The sequence below is a fragment of the Bacillus sp. mrc49 genome, assembly GCF_002803435.1.
Map to the genome: position 1 here is coordinate 77488 of NZ_PHNG01000688.1, position 21072 is coordinate 98559.

Genomic DNA, 21072 nt, shown 5'->3' on the forward strand with positions numbered 1-21072 from the left:
TAGATCAACTGGTGCGACCGAACCAGTTGGTTCATAAAATTGAGGCTGCAATGGACTTCACTTTCATTTATGACTTGGTGAAAGATATGTATTCAGAGGTAGGACGCCCAAGTATTAATCCCGTTATATTATTGAAACTGACTCTCATTCAACATACCTTCGGTATTCGTTCCTTGCGTGAAACGATTGATCGTGTATTCGCAGATGCAAAAGAAAAGCATGGTATGCGTTGGACTACTTTAAGGGGACTTGAAAAATTGTCGATGCAGGCGATGCTTACTTTCGCTGCCATGAATGTAAAGAAGCAATTGGACATGGCAAGGTCCAAAAATGGCCTAACATAGTTGGCTCGTAGAGCCACAATCTTTTAACTATAGGCGAAAATTCAAAGGGAATTTCAAAAGGGGTTCGGAATTTTTTAATTCCGAACCCCTTTTGTCTACAAACTGAAACCACAGAGATATCCGGTTTTTTTCGCTTTCCCAAAAGGGGAAGCGGTGCAAATAAAAAAAAGCCATTCTCGTCTGAAAATGGCTTGTACCTTTATTCGAATTTCAGTGCGTCTCCGTCAAAGGCCTCGTCGGCAACTTTAATGGAATCGGTTGGACATCCTTCGAATGCGTCCATCATGTCATCTATAAGTACATCCGGGATTTCCACGATTCCCTCGTTATCGTCAAGGGTAACAAAAGCGATCCCTTCGTCATCATAATCATATATATCCGGTGCTGCCGCTCCGCAAGCCCCGCATGCAATGCATGTTTCTTTATCCACAATCGTAAATTTAGCCATGAATATAACCCCTCCTAAGTTGTTTAACAACTGATAATCTTTTTATCCAGATTATTATCTCTTTCTTATTGTAAGACCCAATGCCAAACTTTTCAATAGAAATTGTATTGAGAATAACTATCATAGAGCGGAATGTCAATGGAAAACATTCTAATATTTCATTTTACTCTTGCCTTGTTTCGTCATATAGTCACAATTTCTTCCTTATATTAAGCAATAAAAACGGCGACTTTTGCTGTTTTTTGTTACAATAGGGTTTACGGATCGATGAAATAAGGATGTGAGTCCCATGAATAATTATCTACAGGCAATCATTCTATATGCGATAAAAAAATTTCAAGGCGAGCGTTCCATTTATGCTATATACCATATGCTGCAGGGGAAGAAGTCGTCACAAACGATTCAGGATGCCCATTTATTCGGATTAACGAATATATTTGGGACGATGCCTGTATTTACCCGTCAGCAGTTAAATCAAAACATAGAACAATTCATTAACGATGGCCTGATTAATCCGACGGATAAACCGGATGCCTATGAAATTAGTGAACATGGCGAGGAGACATTAGCCGGATATTTGTTCGATAATCCGTTTCCAACCTACCTGAATGGCTGGAAATATCAAAATATCACCCCTGTCTTCTGGGGCAGGTTAAATTTGCTCATTCAAACCATATCCCATATTGTCCACAATGAAAGACGTTTTTATCCGATACAGCGAAGCCCTAAGATCCAATATTTCGTAAAGGAATTCCTACATACGAATCGTCAGGACCGAGGCTTGATAGCGATGCATCTATATGAAGAGCTGGTTTCGCTATTAGAAGCGCAAAGTGAGTTGAAAAAGGATATATTCATCCTCAAATTAACGGGGGTAAACCGGATTGGCCTGACTTTTGAACAGATTGCCAAAAGGAAAGCAGCGGAAGAAGAATACGTGCGGTTCATGTTTCTTGACTCGTTGCATCAATTGCTTGCTGAATTGGGGGATGGAGCGGATCATCCGCTTTTGGCGTCGTTGACATTTGATTGGAAAAGGGGCGGGAACCCTCATTTGACCCAATCTACACAAACGACCTTGCAATACTTGCAGGAAGGAAGGAGCATGGGGGAGATCGCTGAAATACGCCGTCTGAAGCAAAATACCATTGAAGATCATCTCGTCGAAATCGTTCTATCGGATAAAAGTTTTCCGATAGCCGATTATGTGTCGCGCGAGGATGAACGTGATATTGCGGCAGCAATCACGGAACTTGGCACAAAAAAGCTAAAGGCAATCAAGCAGATGGTCGATAATAAAGAAATAAGCTTTTTCCAGATCAGGCTTGTACTCGCGAAGATGGGTGACCAATGATGAATATGGAACATTACCTCAAAAATAAATTCGGCTTTGATGAATTCCGACCGGGGCAAAAAGAAGTGATTGAATCTTTGTTGGCCGGCCGCCATACATTGGCGATGCTGCCCACCGGATCTGGTAAATCATTATGCTATCAGTTGCCTGCCTACCTTTTGAATAAAACTGTCCTGATTGTTTCCCCGTTATTATCGTTAATGCAGGATCAGGCAGATCAGCTGAAAATGAATGGTGAAAAAAGCGTTTTGACACTCAATTCTTTTTTGACGCTGAACCAAAAAAGGATGGCATTTGATCGGTTACATAGTTACCGGTTTATCTTTTTATCCCCTGAGATGCTCAGCCTTGACGGTGTGATTCAATCCTTGAAATCAATCGAAATAGGGTTGTTCGTCATTGATGAAGCGCATTGCATATCGCAATGGGGCTATGATTTCCGTCCGGATTATTTGAATTTAGGTGAAGTGAGGCGCGAGCTGAACGATCCGTTAACGCTGGCACTGACAGCAACGGCAACCAATGAAGTCAGGCAGGACATCGTAAGTAAGCTTAATATCGGGCAGGCAGAAGAAATTGTTTCATCCGTAGACCGTGAAAATATTACGATACTGCTCGAACGTATGCACAGCTATGAAGAGAAGCAACTACGAGCATTGGAGCTAGTGAGGAAATTCAGCGGCAGTGGAATCATTTACTTTTCATCTAAAAAAGTGGCCGAGGCAGTCACTGGTTTTTTACAGGAAAATGGAATAGATAGTGTCAATTATTATCACGGCGGGATGGAACAGGAACAAAGGATGCTGATTCAGCAGCAATTCATTTCCGGTCAGTTGAAAGTTATCTGTGCGACAAGTGCTTTTGGCATGGGAGTAAATAAAGCGGATGTCAGATATGTCATTCATTTTCATATGCCATCGACAATGGAGGCATACCTTCAGGAAATAGGCAGGGCGGGGCGGGATCGGAAGCAAAGCGTGGCCATCTTATTATATAGTGATGGCGATGAAGGACTTCCGCTGCATTTGATGGAGCAACAATTGCCGACCGATGCTCAAATTGAAGGGGTATGCTCGTACTTGGGCGCTTCAGGCTTGACGCTGTCCCGTTGCACCCTTCCTGAAAAAGAACAGCTCTCGCAAGCCTATTCCTTGAACGAAATCCAGCTTCGTTTTTTCACTCAGCTCATGACAGCCAATGAAAACCCGTTACACCAAATGGCGGAGATGAAGCAATATTGCCAAAAGCGAAAGTCCGCCAATCAAGAAAAGCTGCATAAGTTCTTGAATTGGATTCATGCAAAGGAATGCCGGCGCTTAGGAGTATTGGATTACTTTGATGAAAAGCAGCAAGCAGTAAACCCGCAATGCTGTGACTACTGTGGAATGGACGCGCAAAGAATGGTTGATGCATGGCCCGATGTCAAGCATGATCAGGTTCATTCCTATTCCACATGGAAAGAGGAACTGGCTTTCATTTTATTAAAAAAGGAAAATGGGAATGAAAAATAAGCAGGCTGAATTAATTAAGCAACTGACAGATAAGCAGTTGCTCCAAAATTTATTTCTTACACAAATTATTCTCTTAACGTTAGCATTTTTTTTAGGTATTATTTTATTTGAAGACCGTTCCGCATTTTTCGACTTATTTAACTTCAATGACCTTAACATTTTGCTGATCGGTGTTCCCGCTGGAGTCCTCGTCGTGGTATTGGATGTTATATTGATGAAAGTGACACCCCCTTCCTATCAGGATGATGGGGGAATCAACGAACGCATTTTCAGCCATTTGCCGTATTCGATGATTTTTGTCGTTGCATCAGTGGTTGCGGTAAGTGAAGAGTTATTATTTCGCGGAGTGCTGCAAACCCATTTTGGTTTGCTGTGGACGAGCATCATTTTTGCAGCCGTCCATTATCGTTACTTGTTTAATTGGTTCTTATTTTTAAATGTATTGGTTTTGAGCTTTTTTATCGGTTTTTTATATGAATGGACCGATAATATCATCGTGACGATCATGGCCCATTTTTTGATTGACTTTATTCTGGGTGTTTTAATTAGGAACAAAAAGCAAAAAGAGTTAGGTAAGAAGGGGGGTGACTTGAATGAATCGAGTGCAAAAGGGTGAGCAGGATAACGATCAGGCAGGTGAACTTCGTTCGCGTATTGAACGTCATAAGGCTAAGTCATTGCCTAAGCGCAGTAAAATTCACCAAAATAAAAAGAAAAAAAGTAAGGTGAAGTTCAAGTTTCCGATCATCAAGGCATTGGCGTTGTTTTTCATTTTACTTCCGATTGGTTTTTACAGCCTTTATTCATATCTTCAGAAATTACCGGCCCAAGATCCGAAAACTGACCAAATCGTTTTTGAAAATGGTGAGGATGCAAAGGAAACGATTCCGACTACAGCAACTGCAAAGGATTTAAAGGGCAATGATGAAAAAGAACCGTCGAAGGCCGAAGCGAAGAAAGAGAAAGAAGAAGCTAAGGCAAAAGCGGAGGCAGAAGCGCAAAAGCAGCAGGCTAAGGAAGAGGAACAAGCTAAGAAAAAAGCTGAAGAGAAAGCCAAAGCCGAGCAGGAAGCGAAGGAAAAAGCTAAGTCCGAGCAGGAGGCGGAAGATAAGGTCAAAGCCGAGCAGGAAGCTGAAGAAAAGGCAAGGGCTCAGCAATTGGCTGACGAAAAAGCCAAGCGAGAGGCCGCAGAAAAGAAAAAGGCAGCCCAAAACGCTCAAGCCGCAAAGCCAGATAAGGATGAATATAAGGTTGTCTTACATACTGTTCAACCACAGGAAACCCTGTTCCGGATTTCAATGAATTATTACAAATCCCAGGAAGGCATTGCCCTTATCCAGAAGTGGAATGGACTGAATGGCAATGAAATATCCAACGGGCAGGTTTTGAAAATTCCGATCAAGAAATAATGATGACACCTTGCCTTATTGGCAGGGTGTTATTTTCTCATATGCAGCTAAAAACATGTGATGGATAGCCGCTTTATCATTTTTTCCTGGACAGACTCATATCATGTTTGGAGAGAGTGAAGGAGGAAAAAAGATGGAATCGACTATCATTTTATTGGATGAAAAGACGGACCAAGCAACAAAGCAAATGTTGCAAAATGTCGTGGACCGAAAAAAAAAATTCGAGGCGCTTAAAAGGAAGCACCTAAAAACTTTATGGGCTACCATGATTGCTGTCGCTTTTCTTTTTATTTACCTTTATCTTTATATTGTTGTCCCTTATTCCTATTCTTTTTTCACGATGTTCAGTGTTTTCGTCGACCATTTCAGTCATTTCCTATTCTTGGCTGCAGCGATTGGGCTTTATGGATATATGGTATTGGTTAAGAAGAAGCTGGATAAGGCGGAAAAGGAATTTCAGCTCCTTCGCTGTGAAATCATAAATAAAAGCAAGCAGCTATGGGAAAAAGAGGATGAGTGGAAGAGCCGCCATAAGGTTTTTGAAATGATGAAGAAAAATTTTGATATTAATTTATACCATGAAAATAAATGAGGGCATGTTAGGCGATATATTATTGCGGGTGTCATGATTTTATGGTTACATGAAGGTAACTCTTAGGCTTAGGATGGAAAGAAGGTTTAATGATAGATGTTATGGTTATCTGTATTATTTTTTATCATCATGGTGCTGGCATTTGCCTTGATCGTTTACATGTGGCGAATTGCCAAGCAAGATAGGCTGATTATTCAAGACTTATATTTCAATGATTTCCCTGAAGGGTTTGGCGACATGAGGATTTTTTTCATATCGGATTTACATCGGCGGATCATTTCGGATCAATTGATTGCAGGTGCCCGCGGCGGGGTCGATTTGGTGATTATCGGCGGCGATATAAGGGAAGGTGGAGTGCCTCTTGCTCGAGTGGAAGAGAACCTTTCGAAATTGAAAGAACTTGGGCCCCTTTATTTTGTATGGGGAAATAACGACTATGAAGGAGATTTCCATGAACTGGATGCGACGCTTCTGAAACATGGAGTGAAAATCCTTGATAATACGGCTGTTTCATTCGAATCTACAAAAGGAAGCGAAATTGCTCTTCTGGGCATCGATGATATCACTGAAGAACGGGATAGGCTGGACCTCGCCCTTTCTGATTGCAAAAATGAGCCATTTAGAATTCTGGTGAGCCATAACCCGTTGGTCAAGGAACAGCTCACTCCGGAACACCGTATCAGCCTTGTTCTGTCAGGGCATACCCACGGCGGACAAATCCGTATATTCGGCTATGGACCTTATCAGCTTGGCGGCATAAAAAAAGAGGGAAACTGTTTGTATATGACGAGCAATGGTTACGGGACAAGCACTGTGCCTTTAAGGCTTGCGGCAAGACCTGAAACACATCTGTTCACCTTGAAGAGGGGGAAACGGACTGAAATGGGCGAAGCGACGGAAAAGACCTATTAAAGGTTTCGTTTAGCCAGCATATCGGGATTTTACAGTCGAAAAAGAATCCACTATAATTTCAATAAATGAACGTTCAGCAATTGGAGGCCTTGTACAACCATGCAAGAAGGTAAATATAATATTAAGGCGGTTTCAAAACTGCTAAACATACAGCCGGGGACTCTAAGGGCATGGGAAAGGCGTTATAAATTCATTGAACCTGTCAGGAATGAGTCAGGCCACAGGCTGTATACAGAAAAACATCTGCAAACCCTTAAATGGCTCATCAATAAAACGAATCAAGGCTTCACAATAAGTCAAGCCGTTTCTCTTCTTGAAAACACCGGGTCTGAAGATAGTGGATCAACGGAAAGCCGGAAGGATGAGCAAACGATCAAGCTAGCGGATGACTTGATCGAAGCGTTATTGAATTTCAATGAAACGAAAGCCCAGATGCTGATTAGCCAAGCCTTCAGTATGTATACAATCGAGCATACGATAGTGGATGTCCTTGGTTCGATACTGGTCCGAATAGGCGATAAGTGGGAAAATGGAGAAATCACCTCCGCTCACGAACATTTTGCTTCGAACATCTTAAAAGCAAGGATCAGTTCCTTCATGCATACGATACCGACCAATGGTTTTCTTCCAAAAGCGCTTGCTGTTTGCGCTCCTGGTGAAAAGCATGAGTTCGGTCTTTTGATCTTCACCATTTTCTTGAAGCGTAAGGGATACGAAACCATTTATTTGGGGGAATCCATTGCCGATAAAGACCTTTTTAAGGTATTGAATATCATAAAGCCCCGATACCTATTCATGTCATGTTCACAGCAAGAAAACCTTGAAGCGACACTAGAGCTTGTTGAGGCGTTAAAAAGCGACTTTCCGGATTTAAAGATCGGTCTTGGTGGAGCGGCGCTCAGCCTTATACCCGAAGAAATGCGTGCAGCCTTCTGCGGCGTTTTGATGGGTGACACGCAATCGGATTGGGAGGAATGGCTCTAGGTATAATGGATATGCACCCTGCGACCAAGGCTTCATATGATGTATGAAGATGGTAACCAGGGGGCATTTTTTTATGAAGCTGGAGCGATTAACTAATAATAAAATCAAGATTTTTTTGACCCTTGATGATTTAATTGATAGAGGTATTACCAAAGAAGATATTTTAGGGAATTCCTTAAAGGTCCACAAGCTGTTTCAGGATATGGTCGAAGAAGCGTGCGAAGAACTCAGCTTTAAAATGAGTGGTTCCATTGCAATCGAAATTTTTTCCCTGCCTGCCCAAGGACTGATCATCATCGTTACGAAGGATGAAGAAGAATTATTGACTGACGAAGAAGAATTCTTGGATTTGCAGGTGAAAATCGACGATTTCCCCCATATTTTATATGTTTTTGATGAGTTTGAGGATATTGTCCAATTATCTCATAGGTTATCCATGCAAGGCTTACTGAAAAGTAACCTTTATCATTATGAGGGCAGGTATTACTTACTTATCGAAAATGTCAAAGATACGACTTATGACATGGTCATTTCCTTAGCTGCCGAGTATGGCCATGCTTCAACTCTCACTCTGTGTCGCATCAATGAGTATGGAACGTGTATCATCGAAAATGAAGCGATAGATGTTTTGATTTCACACTTTAGTTAATGGAAAAAAGAAGGGGGCAAGGAAGGCACATCGAAGAAAACCGAGTGGTTTGCCTTATTTGCCTCACCTTCTGGATGGAGAAATGATTGGGGAAACAATCGCCATGATAACGGTTTCATTTTTTGAATATTTCCAACTTTAATTTTCCCGTTTTTACTCTTGCATAAATATAACGAAGGTGTATACTAGCCATGAAGAGGACTATTTGTTTATTATATTTTAATATATGGATGAGATTTTCTAGGAGGTACTTTTAATGGAATCGGCAAAAGGCAATGGCCATGTAAATGAAGAGGAAAAACATGACGTACTGAGGTCCACTCAAACTGTCATACATAAAGCTTTGGATAAGCTTGGTTACCCGGAGGAAGTTTATGAGCTATTGAAGGAGCCCCTGCGTTTATTAACAGTGAAAATGCCAATCCGCATGGATGATGGCACGGTAAAAATCTTCACCGGTTATAGGGCACAGCATAATGATGCCGTTGGGCCGACAAAGGGCGGTATCCGTTTCCATCCAAATGTAACGGAACGTGAAGTGAAAGCATTATCCATCTGGATGAGCTTAAAATGCGGTATCGTGGATTTGCCATACGGCGGAGGTAAGGGCGGTATCGTTTGTGATCCTCGTAATATGTCCTTCCGAGAGCTGGAAAGGCTAAGCCGGGGCTATGTTCGCGCAATCAGCCAAATTGTCGGGCCGACTAAAGATATCCCGGCACCGGATGTTTTTACCAATTCTCAAATCATGGCTTGGATGATGGATGAATACAGCCGCATGGATGAATTCAACTCACCTGGGTTCATTACTGGCAAACCCCTTGTCCTTGGCGGTTCGCATGGACGTGAATCTGCAACGGCAAAGGGCGTAACGATTTGCATCAATGAAGCTGCCAAGAAGCGCGGCATCGATATTAAAGGAGCACGGGTCGTCATTCAAGGTTTCGGTAACGCGGGTAGCTTCCTAGCTAAATTCATGCATGATGCCGGTGCTAAGGTAATTGGGATTTCCGATGCATACGGTGCCCTTCATGATCCTGAAGGTCTTGATATCGATTATCTTCTTGACCGGAGAGATAGTTTCGGAACCGTAACCAAATTGTTTAAAAGCACCATTTCAAATAAAGAGTTGCTTGAGCTGGAATGTGATATTTTAGTTCCTGCTGCAATCGAAAATCAAATCACTGAAGAAAATGCTGCGGATATCAAAGCTTCAATCGTGGTCGAGGCAGCAAATGGACCTACGACAATTGAAGCGACACAAATCCTCACGGATCGTGGCATTCTGCTTGTTCCAGATGTCCTGGCCTCTGCTGGCGGAGTGACGGTTTCTTACTTCGAGTGGGTACAAAACAATCAAGGATACTACTGGTCTGAAGAAGAAGTGGACGAGAAATTGGAAAAAATCCTTGTGAAATCTTTCAACAATATTTATGAACTTGCACAATCAAGACGAGTTGATATGCGCCTTGCCGCCTATATGATCGGTGTAAGGAAAATGGCTGAAGCTTCACGCTTCCGCGGTTGGATCTAAAAGATTCCAATCAGGCATGCCCATAGAGGAAGTCATATTCATTGCTTTATCATTGAAATGATTTGTAAAAACTCCTATCATGTATTGATAGGAGTTTTTATTTTAGATGAACGAATTACAAAGTGTATGGAAAGGCAGTGGAGTGAAATGAATGTGGAAGAAGTCATTATCATAGGTGGGGGCCCTTGTGGATTGGCTGCTGGAATCGCGCTTAAAGACGCGGGAATACAGTCCCTGATCATTGAAAAAGGCAATGTGGTGGATTCGATTTATCGTTACCCGACACATCAAACGTTTTTCAGCTCAAGCGAGAAATTGGAAATCGGAGATACTGCTTTTATTATCGAAAACCGGAAACCGGTCCGCAGCCAGGCGATGGCCTATTATCGGGAGGTTGTCAGAAGGAAAGATTTGCGTGTCAATACATTCGAAAAAGTGGAAAGGGTGGAGAAACGGGAAGATGGGAAATTTTCCGTCAAGACTTCCAAAGGCGACTATTCAGCCTTGCAGGTAATTGTCGCAACTGGATACTATGATCACCCGAATTATATGTGCATTCCCGGCGAACAGCTTCCAAAAGTGTTTCATTATTTCAAGGAAGGCCACCCTTACTTTAATTGTGATGTGACAGTGATCGGCGGTAAAAACTCAAGTGTGGATGCGGCGCTTGAGCTGGTCAAATCCGGTGCAAGAGTGACAGTGCTCTATAGGGGTACCGTGTATTCCCCAAGCATCAAGCCCTGGATACTCCCTGAATTCGAAGCATTGGTCCGCAATGGAACAATCAAGATGGAATTTGGTGCGAATGTTGACAGAATCACGGAAGATCGCGTCATATATCATGTAGGAGAAGAGGAAAAGGCGATAAAAAATGATTTTGTGTTTGCGATGACCGGATACCATCCTGACCATTCCTTTTTAGCTTCTATGGGCATAAATATTGATAAGGTAACGGGAAGGCCGGATTATGACGAAGAAACGATGGAGACGAACGTTAAAGGAATCTATATTGCCGGAGTTCTTGCAGCAGGCAATAATGCAAACGAAATCTTCATTGAAAACGGCAGATTCCATGGAGGATTGATTGCCAATCATTTGACCGTTAAAGGAAATGAAACGGAATGAAAAGGAGCTTACAGGAGCATGGAGAAAATATCATTAATAACGACAGGCGGAACCATTGCCAGTAAAGAAACGACAAACGGAATGCTGGCTTCTGGTGCGTTAAGCGGGCAGGAATTGGCATCAACTTGCGAATTACCCAACGATATCGAGGTTAAAGTGGTTGATCTTTTCCAGATTTCGAGCATGTCCATGTCTTTTGGGAAAATGGAACAGCTAAGACTTGCCATCCAAAAGGAGTTGGAGGACCCGGAAGTTACCGGGATCGTCGTGACTCACGGAACCGATACATTGGAGGAAACGGCATATTTCCTTGATATCACGAATAATGATCGGCGCCCGATTGTGGTAACCGGATCACAGCGCTCTCCAAAAGAAGTAGGAACGGATGTATATTCGAATTTAAGGAATTCGATTTTATGTGCTGCTAGCGAGCTTCTCAAGGATGTGGGTGTGGTTGTCGTATTTAACGAGCGGATTTATTCAGCAAAATATGTGAAAAAGGTGCATGCCTCCAATTTGCAAGGATTCGAATCCTTTGGCTACGGTTATTTGGGCATCATTGATAACGATGTCGTCAGCATCTATCAAAAACCTTTACATAGGGAGCATTATCAGACCCAAAATCGTATTCCGAGAGTGGATATCATCAAGTGCCATACAGGAGCCGATGGGATTTTTATCGAGTCAGCAGTCCAGAACGGTGCGATGGGGATCGTTCTTGAGGGTGTGGGAAGGGGTCAGGTTACGCCGGAGATGGTGGAATCGATCCAATCTGCGATCGATCAAGGGATAGCGATCGTCATGACCACAAGCGCAGAAGAAGGCAAGGTTTACCCAGCCTATGATTATGAAGGCAGCGCCTTTGATTTGAAGCAGCGCGGCGTGATTTTGGGTGCCGATTATGATAGCAAGAAGGCAAGAATCAAGTTGGCTGTCGTGCTGGCAAGTGAAAACGCAGTAGATGAAACCTTCTTTAAGTACTGACGCGTTAAAATAAATGCTGGAAGACTCGATTCTTGGATTCAGTTTTTCGGCATTACGTGGTACGATTAAGGAAAAGAAGAGGAAAAGAGGGTCAGCTAATGCTGGTCATGTTGTCTGCGGCTATTGCGCCAGGATTGGCGCTTCTCAGCTATTTTTATTTGAAGGATCAATATGAAACCGAACCGATATCGGTTGTGGTGAAAACATTTTTATTCGGCGTCTTTCTCGTTTTGCCGATTATGTTCATACAGTATGTGCTTGAAACGGAGCATATTTTGAATACGGACTTAGCAAATGCATTTTTATGGGCAGCATTGCTTGAAGAATTCTTCAAGTGGTTCATCCTCATTTATGTTATTTACCAGCATGTAGCCTTCGATGAACCCTATGACGGGATCGTGTACGGAGCGGCCGTATCGCTGGGGTTTGCCACGATGGAGAATATCTTATATTTGCTGGCAAATGGAGTGGAACATGCTTTTATCAGAGCCGTGCTTCCTGTATCCAGTCATGCCTTGTTTGGTGTCATAATGGGGTACTATTTGGGTAAGGCGAAATTCTCATCCTCAAATAATAGATTTTATTTATTATTGGCATTGATCGTCCCGATAGCATTACATGGCGTGTATGACTATATTTTAGTGTCACAAAAATTTTGGATATACTTCATAATGCCTTTTATGATCTACCTTTGGTGGTTAGGGATGAAAAAAGTGAAAAAGGCTCGTCTATTATCAGATTTCCATGCAGAAAAACTATCCCGGAATCAATTTATAAGTAAATGACCATTATTATTAAAACGGAGTGCTGGCATATTTTGCCCGCTCCGTTTTTTTTTATGGATTGGAATAAAAAAGACAGTTAAGAAGAAAATAGAATTACATTAATTCAAGAAAAAGAGGAGTGTTTTTGATGAAAGGAATTTCGTCAAAATGGAAATGGCTTTTGCTGTTTTCGTGTATAACAATAGGTTTCGGAATTTACCCGGAAACAAGAACAAATGCCTTTTCGAGCCAAATCATTCAAAAGGGTGCGGTTGGAGATGATGTCATCGAACTTCAGGCACGCTTGCAAAACATCGGTTACTATCATGGAAAGATTGATGGGGTCTATGGATGGGGCACTTATTGGGCACTCCGTAACTTTCAACAAGATTTCGGGCTGCCGGTCGATGGCCTTGGAGGCACCACGACAAAAAAGAAGTTGACGAATGCCTCCAACTTCAATAAACAATTCGTCCACGATCAGATTAATAAAGGGAACGAGTTCACTTATTATGGCGGGGTAGATATTGATAAGCAGGTAAAGGTGAAAGGCAATGGGAATGAATCCAAGTCAGGTGGAGGAAACGCCAATGCAGGCAAGGAACCTGCAAAGCCAGGCACTTCAGCCAATCTTCCTGGAGGGTATTCGCAGAATGACATACAGCTGATGGCCAATGCGGTCTATGGAGAATCGCGTGGCGAGCCGTATACCGGACAGGTGGCCGTTGCAGCGGTCATTTTAAACCGGGTCGAAAGCGCTGCTTTCCCTAACTCGATTTCAGGCGTGATCTTTGAACCTGGAGCCTTTACGGCTGTTGCGGATGGGCAAATATGGCTGACCCCGAACGAACGGGCAAAAGAAGCTGTCGTGGATGCCATCAATGGATGGGACCCGAGCGGCAATGCCGAATATTACTTTAATCCTGAAACGGCAACAAGCAAATGGATTTGGTCCAGGCCGCAAATTAAAAAAATCGGAAAACATATCTTTTGTAAGTAAAGAGGTGAAGGTACATGATCAGAAGTATAGTCATTGCCCTGCTTGTTGTAGGTGTTGGAGGAACTGCATTCTGGGGCTATCAAGAACATAAGGAAAAAAACGCAATCTTAATCAATGCGGAAAACACTTATCAGCGAGCCTTCCATGATTTAAGCTACCAAGTAGATTTATTGCACGATAAGGTAGGCGGTACATTGGCAATGAATTCACGATATTCATTAAGCCCAGCCCTGACGGATGTATGGCGCATCACTTCCGAAGCACAAAGCGATGTCGGGCAGCTGCCATTGACCCTGCTTCCTTTTAATAAGACGGAAGAATTTTTATCGAAAATTGCGGATTTCAGTTATAAAACAGCTGTACGTGACCTTGAAAAAGAACCATTGAATGATCAGGAATATTCGACTTTACAATCCCTGTATGCACAGGCAGGAGATATCCAGGGTGAATTGAGGAAGGTTCAATATCTGGTCCTTAAAAACCATTTAAGATGGATGGACGTTGAGATGGCCCTAGCGACCGGAAAGGAAAATTCGGATAACACGATCATTGATGGACTAAAGACCGTGGAGAAAAAAGTTTCAGGGTATGGGGAAGCGAATGAAATGAACCCGACCTTCACCTCAACCCAACAACGGGATGAAAACTTCAAGAATTTGCAGGGGAAAACGATCACTAAAAAAGAAGCGATCGAGACTGCAAAAAGATATGCACATTCAAAAAGCGGGAATGTGGAAGTCAATGTGGAGGAAAATGGAAAAGGTTCTGATTATGGCTTTTATAGCGTCAGCATCCTGAATAAAGATTCCAATAGCGAATTAAATATGGATTTGACAAAAAAAGGCGGTTACCCGATTTGGTATATCAATAATAGGGATGTGAACAAAACCAATATTGACTTGAATCAAGCCTATACAAAAGCGGCGGAGTTTCTTAAAGAACATGACTTCAGTTCGCTTGACCTCTTTGAAAGTGCCCAGTATGATAACATCGCTTTGCTGAATTTCGTGTCATCAGAGAACGGGGTCAAGATTTATCCGGATTCAGTCAAGGTGAAGATCGCCTTGGATGACGGAGCTGTGATCGGATTCTCGGCGGATGAGTATTTAAGATCACATAAAACGAGGGAAATCGGAACTCCAAAGATACCCGAGAAAGAAGCCAGGGATAAAATCAATCAAAATGTAAAGATCATGGAAGAGGGTAAGGCGCTGATCATCAATGATATCGGCAAAGAGGTTCTCTGTTATGAATTTCTTGGCACGATTAAGGAAGATACATACCGTATTTTCATTAATGCCGATACTGGTCAAGAAGAAAAGGTGGAAAAATTAAAGAATTCGGAGCCCGTATATGAAAATTTAATCTGATTGTATTTCTAATTTCAATTTTAAATGGGGAAATGTGCCTAGTCACTTTCCCTTTTTCTCATTTCATGACATAATAATAGAAACGATTTTTGGATTAAATGGGGAATTTGATGGGCAATGGGATGTCGTTAACCAAATTCCATTACATCATAAAGGAAGTGGAACGTGATGATTAAAATTGGTGATATATTAATGCTCGAACAAAAGTACTCCGCCCAGAAGGAAAAGTTCAAATGTATGGTTGTCGAGATGGAGCCTGGTTTTGTTTATATAGATTTCCCCATCCATTTAGAAACTGGAAAAATTGCCTTCCTGATGGACGGGACTCAGCTGAACGTCACGTTTTCGAATGAGGAGCAAGCGGTTTATGTGTTTGATTCTGAAGTCCTGGGAAAAGTGAAAGGCAGGATACCGATGATACAGCTTTCCCTGCCCCATTTGGACACGTTTGTGAAAATCCAACGAAGGCAGTACGTTCGTCTGGATGTAACGCTTGATGCTGCCCTCCATCCTGAGCATGCCGAGTTTACCCCCTTTCGTGCATTAACGGAGGATATCAGTGCCGGCGGAGCATCGATAAGGCTTTTGAAAGGGGCAACCATCCAATCGGCTTCACAGTTATACCTATGGCTGGCGCTAACGCTTAAATCCGGGGAAATCCATTACTTACGCTTGAAAAGCAAAGTCATCCGAGTGACGGAGAAAAATCATGGCAATATGCTTTTGCATGTCCAATTTGTTGAGCCGTCAAAAAATGATGTACAAACATTAATGCGATTCATTTTTGAAAAGCAGGTCGATTTAAAGAAAAAAGGGTTGTACGTATGACGGGGTTGAATGAAAAACGGCGATTCCACCCATACTGCTAATATAATCAGTATGGAAGGGGCGGAGCATGAAAACATTTGAAAGAATATTAATTAAAGTGATTCTCATCCAATTGGCCTGCTTATTCTTATTCCAGTTCCTGTTAAGCAGGGAGGACCAAATCTTTGATTTGACCAAGCTTTCGAGATATGAAGGCGTTACCAGCAATAATTATACGAAAATCATTGAAACGTTCAATGGGGTTACAAAATAAAGCGGTGATCCGCTTTTTTTTTGTATGAGGAGTCACGATGATCGGAAAACTATTGGGGTGGGATGATTCAAAGGGGATTTTGATTGTACGCTTCCTTTTATTAATGATTTTCCCGCCAGTTGTGATAAAATGAAAGTGTAATAAATAATCAGCATGATTGTAGGATTCTTGGGAGGATTTATGGGAAAAAAATTATCAGTTGCAATCGATGGGCCAGCTGCGGCTGGAAAAAGCACGGTTGCTAAAATTGTCGCAGAAAAGTTCAATTACATATATGTGGATACAGGCGCTATGTACAGGGCCCTTACCTTTAAGGCGCTTAATCAACAGGTTCGCCTCAATGATGAACAAGCTCTTTTTGGAGTGCTCATCGATACGGAAATAGAATTAAGGACGAGTGAAAAGGGACAGCTGGTATTCTTGGATCATGAGGATGTGACAGCCCAAATCAGAAACAATGAAGTGACTGGATCTGTATCGGAAGTGGCGAAGCACCGGAGCATTCGTGAAGAAATGGTGCGCAGGCAGCAAATCTTTGGTGAAAACGGCGGCGTCGTCATGGATGGAAGGGATATCGGCACACATGTGCTGCCAAACGCTGAAGTGAAGGTTTTCCTGATTGCGTCTGTAGATGAAAGGGCCCAACGGCGACACCAGGAAAATTTACTGAAAGGTTTCCCTTCCGATATTGAAAAGCTGAGGGAAGAAATTGCAACAAGGGATAAGCTGGACTCCGAACGTGAAGTATCGCCTTTGAAAAAGGCAGTGGATGCCATTGAAATCGATACGACTTCCTTATCAATTCAAGAGGTGGCCGAAAGTATCATGTCTTTAATAGAAGAGAGGAAAAGATGAAATTGGATTTTTACACATTTGCCAAAAACGTTGTAAAAGGCGTTTTAACGCCTGCTTATAGGGTTAAAACCTTAGGAAAGGAACATTTCCCTAAAGAGGGCGGTGTCTTGATCTGCTCCAATCACATTGATAATTTGGATCCGCCCGTAGTTGGCATGACATCACCTCGCGATATACATTTCATGGCGAAGGAAGAGTTGTTTCAAGCGCCTGTTTTAAAGGGTATATTACCTAGGGTGAATGCTTTTCCGGTCAAGCGGGGCAACAGTGACCGGGAATCGCTCAGGAAGGGTTTAAAGCTTCTGAAGGAAGGCAAGGTCCTTGGGCTGTTTCCAGAAGGAACCAGAAGTAAAACTGGTGAATTGGGAGAAGGCTTGGCAGGTGCTGGTTTTTTCGCATTGCGATCTGATGCCGTGATCATACCTTGTGCAATCATCGGCCCCTATAGGTTTTTACGGCCATTGAAGGTGGTTTATGGCCCTCCCATCGATTTCAACGAATATCGGGAACAGAAGATTTCAGCCGATGAAGCAACAAAGATCATCATGGACCGTATCGGGAAATTGATTTCCGAGCATAAATAGTCCTTCATACTTGACAATTTTCCGATTTTGTTGGAATTTATAAAATAGGGGGCAATGTTCCTTATTGGCGATGAAAAGGAATATAACCTGATTATTCTAAAAAAACTGTTTTTTTATCTTTATTAGGAAAGTGTTTTTATTGAACCACTTAAATAAAATATGTGGCCGATGAAGAGGAAGATTGCTGATCAGTCATGGGTTAAGGAGGAGTTAGTAATGACAGAAGATATGAACCAGGTAGAAGTGAACAATTACAAAGTTGGGGATCAAGTGAAAGCAACCGTTTCAAAGGTAGAAGAAAAGCAGGTCATTGTCGATGTTGAGAACAGTAAGACTGATGGAATCATCCCTATCAGTGAGCTGTCCAGCCTTCATGTCGAAAAGGCATCAGATGCCGTTTCGGAAGGGGATGTATTGGAGCTTGAAGTTATTAAAGTGGAAGAAGAAGCTCTCATTCTATCAAAACGTAAAATCGACGCACTAAAGGCATGGGATGACCTGGAACTGAAGTTTGAAAATGGTGACGTATTTGAGGCAGAAGTGAAAGATGTCGTCAAAGGCGGACTTGTTGTGGATCTAGGCGTACGTGGTTTCGTTCCGGCTTCTCTAGTAGAAGACTATTTCGTTGAAGACTTTTCTGATTACAAAAACAAAACTTTAACATTCAAGATCGTTGAGCTTGAGAAAGACAAGAATCGCTTAATTCTCTCACATCGTGCGGTAGTCCAAGATCAAAAGGAAAAACAAAAGGCAAATGTACTCGATAATCTTGAAAGCGGGCAAGTGCTTGAGGGTGTCGTCCAAAGGATCACCGATTTTGGGGCATTCGTCGATATCGGAGGCGTGGACGGCCTTGTCCACATTTCCCAACTTTCCCACCAGCATGTCGACAAAGCGTCCGATGTCGTTTCCGAAGGTGATAAGGTACAAGTGAAGGTGCTTTCCATTGATCGTGATAATGAGAGGATCTCGCTTTCCATCAAGGATACCCTTCCAGGACCGTGGGCAGGCATTGCCGATAAGGCAGCAAAAGGATCTACACAATCGGGAATCGTCAAGCGCCTGGTTTCTTTCGGTGCATTCGTCGAGATTTTCCCTGGGGTAGAAGGACTTGTTCACATCTCGCAAATATCGCATAAACATATTGCCACACCACAGGAAGTACTGAAGGAAGGGCAAGCCGTCGAGGTGAAGGTTTTGGATGTCAACGAAACGGAACAGCGTTTATCATTGAGCATAAAAGAACTTGAAGAACCTCAGTCCTCTAATTACAACACATCAAACTATGAACTTCCTGAAGAAACAAAGGGTTTTCAGCTAGGTGAAATGATTGGGGATCAATTGAAAAAACTAAAATAAGATAATAATGGTGATAGCCTTGGAGAGAGAAAAACGAAAATTAGATCATATAGAATTTGCGCTAAAAACAGGTCAGCAGCATAACTCCGGACTGGAAGATATTTCGTTTATTCACCAAAGCTTACCAGAAATTTCTTTGAATAACGTGACCCTCACAGCAGAAATTGGCGAACTTGAATTAAGTTCGCCAATTTTTATAAATGCCATGACCGGAGGCGGGGGCGCTGAAACGGAAAGATTGAATGGTGATCTTGCCATAGCTGCAAGGGAAACGAAAATCGCCATGGCGGTCGGTTCGCAGATGGCTGCCATCAAGGATCCTGCCCAGCAGGCGTCTTTCAAAGTGGTCAGACAGGAGAATCCCGACGGCGTGCTGATTGGCAATCTTGGCGGTGAAGCAACTGTAGACCAAGCGAAGCGAGCAAGCGACATGATTCAGGCAAATGCCCTGCAGATTCACATCAACACAATACAGGAGCTGACGATGCCTGAAGGAGATAGGGATTTTGCCGGAACCCTGTCAAGAATAGAAAAAATCACTAGCAGCATCGGAATACCTGTCATTGTAAAAGAGGTCGGTTTTGGAATGAGTAAGGAAACGGTGGATCAATTGCTTTCCGTCGGAGTTTCAATCATTGATGTAGGCGGTTTTGGCGGCACGAACTTTGCTAAAATCGAGAATGAAAGACGAGCGAAAGTACTTGGATACTTTAATGAATGGGGCATTCCGACGGCTGCTTCGATTGTGGAAGCGGTTAAAGTTTCACCTGAACTTTCGGTGATTGGATCCGGCGGCATCCGTAATTCTCTGGAAATCACAAAATGCCTCGCTTTAGGAGCGAGAGGGGTCGGTTTGGCCGGTCATTTTCTCAAGTTGCATAAAGAGTTGGGCCTTGTACAATTAATTAAAGAAATAACCTACATACATGAAGATATAAAAATCATCATGACTGCACTAGGCTGCCGAAATATCGGCGAATTAAGGAAATCGAAAATGGTCATTTCAGGGAATACCTACCATTGGTTAACGCAAAGGGGAATCGATTGCTCCGCCTATGCAAGATGATAGCCATAAAAAGAAGCACCTCAATTGGAATGAGCATTGAGATGCTTCTTTTTTTCGTTCATATATGCCTAGCTATTCCTTTTTCGTGCCTCTTCGGGACCTTCCATACTCGTGGCCCCTTTATGACCCAAGGATTGATCCCTATCGGACTCCACCCGCTTACTTTGTTTCAACTTCTTCTCCTGGCGATCTTTGCCCATGTTTCCACCTCCTTAATTTAAAATGACCGAGCGGAAATGTGAATGAATGCATATAAAGCCCCAATAATTGCAGGACATTACGTTTATTCTTTAAAAAAACGAGCCATAATGTTTCCTAGAGGGGGATGCTGCATGGATGGAATATTGTTTTATTGGTTGTCTTGGATAGTTTGGGTCATTGTCATGTTTTTTATTCCGAAAACGGTGCCATATCGGTTTGATTTTTTGTTTCATCTGTTGGCAGTCATGCTATTAGCGGGATATAAGTTGGAGATTTCCTTGCTTTCCATGCATGTGAGCGGACTCTACCTATTCTTAATACTGTGTGTGTATATCAGGAAGCAATCGATTTTCAAAATCATGGAGTTGATCAGCGGTTGTCTTATCGTTACGCTCGCCTATGCAAGTTTTCAACTTTTTTCTTTGCTAGACCCGATATGGCTCATTATCAACCCCTCCTACCTCTTGTGCCTCTTTTTGAATTATCTTATCCTATTACTTTTTAAAAATTGGAAACATCGCTTGTTTGCCCTTTTAATTGGTTTAATAATGGGGGATATCATATATTCTGTTTTACTGGTTTATCACTCTTTCCCATATGTGGCCTTGGCTTTCGCTTGGCATGATGACGCAGCACTGATTCTGGGAGCAAACGTACTTTGGCGGATGTTGGAGCTTGTTGGCCAATATATATATGCAGCTTCCCAATCGAGATTTTTATCGAAACAGAGAAAAGAAAACTTCAATCAGTGAACTAGGGGGGGGAGATCCTTTCTCGTGTTTTATCCCAATGATGCCTGTTAAATGGAGTAATATGGAATGGGAGGCTTTTATTTATACAATCATTGTTGATTGGCGCGAAATTTGGTACTATAGGGTAGTTAGAGGTCTGTAGATAAATCGTAAAGTGCTCTAAACAATTAATAAGGAAGCACACGCTTGAGAGC

Annotated in this window: 23 protein-coding genes and 1 pseudogene; 22 read left to right on the forward strand and 2 right to left on the reverse strand. The window is 42.4% G+C overall.

Features of this window, described 5'->3' with window-relative positions:
• Positions 1 to 86: 86 nt before the first annotated feature.
• Positions 87 to 305: pseudogene (locus CVN76_RS32370) on the forward strand (transposase); the annotation flags it as partial.
• Positions 306 to 543: 238 nt separating this feature from the next.
• On the opposite strand, the gene CVN76_RS11670 reads toward CVN76_RS32370, so the two are convergent.
• On the reverse strand, positions 544 to 792 hold the full coding sequence (locus tag CVN76_RS11670) for a ferredoxin (RefSeq protein ID WP_034308087.1): 249 nt from the start codon (positions 790 to 792) through the stop codon (positions 544 to 546).
• A gap of 289 nt (positions 793 to 1081) precedes the next feature.
• On the opposite strand from CVN76_RS11670, the gene CVN76_RS11675 reads away from it, so the two are divergent.
• The 20 genes from CVN76_RS11675 to fni all read left to right on the forward strand — a co-directional run bounded on the left by CVN76_RS11675 (position 1082) and on the right by fni (position 19925).
• On the forward strand, positions 1082 to 2146 hold the full coding sequence (locus CVN76_RS11675) for a helix-turn-helix domain-containing protein (RefSeq protein WP_100531376.1): 1065 nt from the start codon (positions 1082 to 1084) through the stop codon (positions 2144 to 2146).
• Entirely contained in the window at positions 2143 to 3657 is a 1515-nt protein-coding gene (locus CVN76_RS11680) for a RecQ family ATP-dependent DNA helicase (protein WP_100531377.1), read from the forward strand. The genes CVN76_RS11675 and CVN76_RS11680 overlap by 4 nt, the downstream gene beginning before the upstream one ends.
• Positions 3647 to 4273 (forward strand): CPBP family intramembrane glutamic endopeptidase, encoded by a 627-nt coding sequence (locus CVN76_RS11685; RefSeq protein ID WP_100531378.1) that lies wholly within the window; start codon positions 3647 to 3649, stop codon positions 4271 to 4273. The genes CVN76_RS11680 and CVN76_RS11685 overlap by 11 nt, the downstream gene beginning before the upstream one ends.
• On the forward strand, positions 4251 to 5066 hold the full coding sequence (locus CVN76_RS11690; RefSeq protein WP_100531379.1) for a LysM peptidoglycan-binding domain-containing protein: 816 nt from the start codon (positions 4251 to 4253) through the stop codon (positions 5064 to 5066). Before CVN76_RS11685 ends, CVN76_RS11690 begins: the two co-directional genes overlap by 23 nt.
• 133 nt (positions 5067 to 5199) lie before the next feature.
• Positions 5200 to 5658: a YpbF family protein gene (locus CVN76_RS11695; RefSeq protein ID WP_061144313.1), complete on the forward strand. Its 459-nt coding sequence runs from the start codon at positions 5200 to 5202 to the stop codon at positions 5656 to 5658.
• A 96-nt stretch (positions 5659 to 5754) separates the two neighbouring features.
• Positions 5755 to 6570: a metallophosphoesterase gene (locus CVN76_RS11700; protein ID WP_100531380.1), complete on the forward strand. Its 816-nt coding sequence runs from the start codon at positions 5755 to 5757 to the stop codon at positions 6568 to 6570.
• A gap of 99 nt (positions 6571 to 6669) precedes the next feature.
• The gene (locus tag CVN76_RS11705) at positions 6670 to 7554 is read left to right on the forward strand and encodes a MerR family transcriptional regulator (RefSeq protein WP_100531381.1); all 885 of its coding nucleotides are present in this window, start codon (positions 6670 to 6672) and stop codon (positions 7552 to 7554) included.
• Positions 7555 to 7627: 73 nt separating this feature from the next.
• Positions 7628 to 8203, forward strand: coding sequence for a genetic competence negative regulator (locus CVN76_RS11710; RefSeq protein WP_100531382.1), 576 nt, complete (start codon positions 7628 to 7630; stop codon positions 8201 to 8203).
• 256 nt (positions 8204 to 8459) lie between these two features.
• Positions 8460 to 9737, forward strand: coding sequence for a Glu/Leu/Phe/Val family dehydrogenase (locus CVN76_RS11715; protein ID WP_061144309.1), 1278 nt, complete (start codon positions 8460 to 8462; stop codon positions 9735 to 9737).
• Positions 9738 to 9884: 147 nt separating this feature from the next.
• Entirely contained in the window at positions 9885 to 10862 is a 978-nt protein-coding gene (locus tag CVN76_RS11720; RefSeq protein ID WP_100531593.1) for a YpdA family putative bacillithiol disulfide reductase, read from the forward strand.
• Between the two features lie 18 nt (positions 10863 to 10880).
• Positions 10881 to 11846, forward strand: a complete 966-nt coding sequence (locus CVN76_RS11725; protein WP_061144308.1) for an asparaginase — start codon at positions 10881 to 10883, stop codon at positions 11844 to 11846.
• Between the two features lie 98 nt (positions 11847 to 11944).
• Positions 11945 to 12631: a glutamic-type intramembrane protease PrsW gene (gene prsW / locus CVN76_RS11730; protein ID WP_100531383.1), complete on the forward strand. Its 687-nt coding sequence runs from the start codon at positions 11945 to 11947 to the stop codon at positions 12629 to 12631.
• 127 nt (positions 12632 to 12758) lie between these two features.
• The gene (gene sleB / locus CVN76_RS11735) at positions 12759 to 13610 is read left to right on the forward strand and encodes a spore cortex-lytic enzyme (protein ID WP_100531384.1); all 852 of its coding nucleotides are present in this window, start codon (positions 12759 to 12761) and stop codon (positions 13608 to 13610) included.
• A gap of 14 nt (positions 13611 to 13624) precedes the next feature.
• Positions 13625 to 14980 carry a germination protein YpeB gene (gene ypeB / locus CVN76_RS11740; RefSeq protein ID WP_100531385.1) on the forward strand — a complete coding sequence of 452 codons (1356 nt, stop codon included), beginning with the start codon at positions 13625 to 13627 and terminating at the stop codon, positions 14978 to 14980.
• A gap of 168 nt (positions 14981 to 15148) precedes the next feature.
• Positions 15149 to 15808: a flagellar brake protein gene (locus CVN76_RS11745; protein WP_100531386.1), complete on the forward strand. Its 660-nt coding sequence runs from the start codon at positions 15149 to 15151 to the stop codon at positions 15806 to 15808.
• 67 nt (positions 15809 to 15875) lie between these two features.
• Entirely contained in the window at positions 15876 to 16061 is a 186-nt protein-coding gene (locus CVN76_RS11750; protein ID WP_100531387.1) for a YpfB family protein, read from the forward strand.
• A 180-nt stretch (positions 16062 to 16241) separates the two neighbouring features.
• The gene (gene cmk / locus CVN76_RS11755) at positions 16242 to 16916 is read left to right on the forward strand and encodes a (d)CMP kinase (protein ID WP_100531388.1); all 675 of its coding nucleotides are present in this window, start codon (positions 16242 to 16244) and stop codon (positions 16914 to 16916) included.
• 2 nt (positions 16917 to 16918) lie between these two features.
• Positions 16919 to 17500 (forward strand): lysophospholipid acyltransferase family protein, encoded by a 582-nt coding sequence (locus CVN76_RS11760; RefSeq protein WP_100531594.1) that lies wholly within the window; start codon positions 16919 to 16921, stop codon positions 17498 to 17500.
• Positions 17501 to 17716: 216 nt separating this feature from the next.
• Positions 17717 to 18859: a 30S ribosomal protein S1 gene (gene rpsA / locus CVN76_RS11765; RefSeq protein ID WP_100531389.1), complete on the forward strand. Its 1143-nt coding sequence runs from the start codon at positions 17717 to 17719 to the stop codon at positions 18857 to 18859.
• A gap of 19 nt (positions 18860 to 18878) precedes the next feature.
• The gene (gene fni / locus CVN76_RS11770) at positions 18879 to 19925 is read left to right on the forward strand and encodes a type 2 isopentenyl-diphosphate Delta-isomerase (protein ID WP_157805649.1); all 1047 of its coding nucleotides are present in this window, start codon (positions 18879 to 18881) and stop codon (positions 19923 to 19925) included.
• Between the two features lie 68 nt (positions 19926 to 19993).
• On the opposite strand, the gene CVN76_RS11775 is transcribed toward fni, so the two are convergent.
• Positions 19994 to 20125, reverse strand: coding sequence for a YpzI family protein (locus tag CVN76_RS11775; RefSeq protein ID WP_100531391.1), 132 nt, complete (start codon positions 20123 to 20125; stop codon positions 19994 to 19996).
• A 132-nt stretch (positions 20126 to 20257) separates the two neighbouring features.
• On the opposite strand from CVN76_RS11775, the gene CVN76_RS11780 reads away from it, so the two are divergent.
• Positions 20258 to 20878: a YphA family membrane protein gene (locus CVN76_RS11780; RefSeq protein WP_100531392.1), complete on the forward strand. Its 621-nt coding sequence runs from the start codon at positions 20258 to 20260 to the stop codon at positions 20876 to 20878.
• Positions 20879 to 21072: the final 194 nt, after the last annotated feature.

Coding starts and splice junctions, on each gene's coding strand:
- CVN76_RS11670 (WP_034308087.1), bottom strand. CDS start 792: ATGGCTAAATTTACGATTGTGGATAAAGAAACATGCATTGCATGCGGG.
- CVN76_RS11675 (WP_100531376.1), top strand. CDS start 1,082: ATGAATAATTATCTACAGGCAATCATTCTATATGCGATAAAAAAATTT.
- CVN76_RS11680 (WP_100531377.1), top strand. CDS start 2,143: ATGATGAATATGGAACATTACCTCAAAAATAAATTCGGCTTTGATGAA.
- CVN76_RS11685 (WP_100531378.1), top strand. CDS start 3,647: ATGAAAAATAAGCAGGCTGAATTAATTAAGCAACTGACAGATAAGCAG.
- CVN76_RS11690 (WP_100531379.1), top strand. CDS start 4,251: ATGAATCGAGTGCAAAAGGGTGAGCAGGATAACGATCAGGCAGGTGAA.
- CVN76_RS11695 (WP_061144313.1), top strand. CDS start 5,200: ATGGAATCGACTATCATTTTATTGGATGAAAAGACGGACCAAGCAACA.
- CVN76_RS11700 (WP_100531380.1), top strand. CDS start 5,755: ATGTTATGGTTATCTGTATTATTTTTTATCATCATGGTGCTGGCATTT.
- CVN76_RS11705 (WP_100531381.1), top strand. CDS start 6,670: ATGCAAGAAGGTAAATATAATATTAAGGCGGTTTCAAAACTGCTAAAC.
- CVN76_RS11710 (WP_100531382.1), top strand. CDS start 7,628: ATGAAGCTGGAGCGATTAACTAATAATAAAATCAAGATTTTTTTGACC.
- CVN76_RS11715 (WP_061144309.1), top strand. CDS start 8,460: ATGGAATCGGCAAAAGGCAATGGCCATGTAAATGAAGAGGAAAAACAT.
- CVN76_RS11720 (WP_100531593.1), top strand. CDS start 9,885: ATGAATGTGGAAGAAGTCATTATCATAGGTGGGGGCCCTTGTGGATTG.
- CVN76_RS11725 (WP_061144308.1), top strand. CDS start 10,881: ATGGAGAAAATATCATTAATAACGACAGGCGGAACCATTGCCAGTAAA.
- prsW (WP_100531383.1), top strand. CDS start 11,945: ATGCTGGTCATGTTGTCTGCGGCTATTGCGCCAGGATTGGCGCTTCTC.
- sleB (WP_100531384.1), top strand. CDS start 12,759: ATGAAAGGAATTTCGTCAAAATGGAAATGGCTTTTGCTGTTTTCGTGT.
- ypeB (WP_100531385.1), top strand. CDS start 13,625: ATGATCAGAAGTATAGTCATTGCCCTGCTTGTTGTAGGTGTTGGAGGA.
- CVN76_RS11745 (WP_100531386.1), top strand. CDS start 15,149: ATGATTAAAATTGGTGATATATTAATGCTCGAACAAAAGTACTCCGCC.
- CVN76_RS11750 (WP_100531387.1), top strand. CDS start 15,876: ATGAAAACATTTGAAAGAATATTAATTAAAGTGATTCTCATCCAATTG.
- cmk (WP_100531388.1), top strand. CDS start 16,242: ATGGGAAAAAAATTATCAGTTGCAATCGATGGGCCAGCTGCGGCTGGA.
- rpsA (WP_100531389.1), top strand. CDS start 17,717: ATGACAGAAGATATGAACCAGGTAGAAGTGAACAATTACAAAGTTGGG.
- CVN76_RS11775 (WP_100531391.1), bottom strand. CDS start 20,125: ATGGGCAAAGATCGCCAGGAGAAGAAGTTGAAACAAAGTAAGCGGGTG.
- CVN76_RS11780 (WP_100531392.1), top strand. CDS start 20,258: ATGGATGGAATATTGTTTTATTGGTTGTCTTGGATAGTTTGGGTCATT.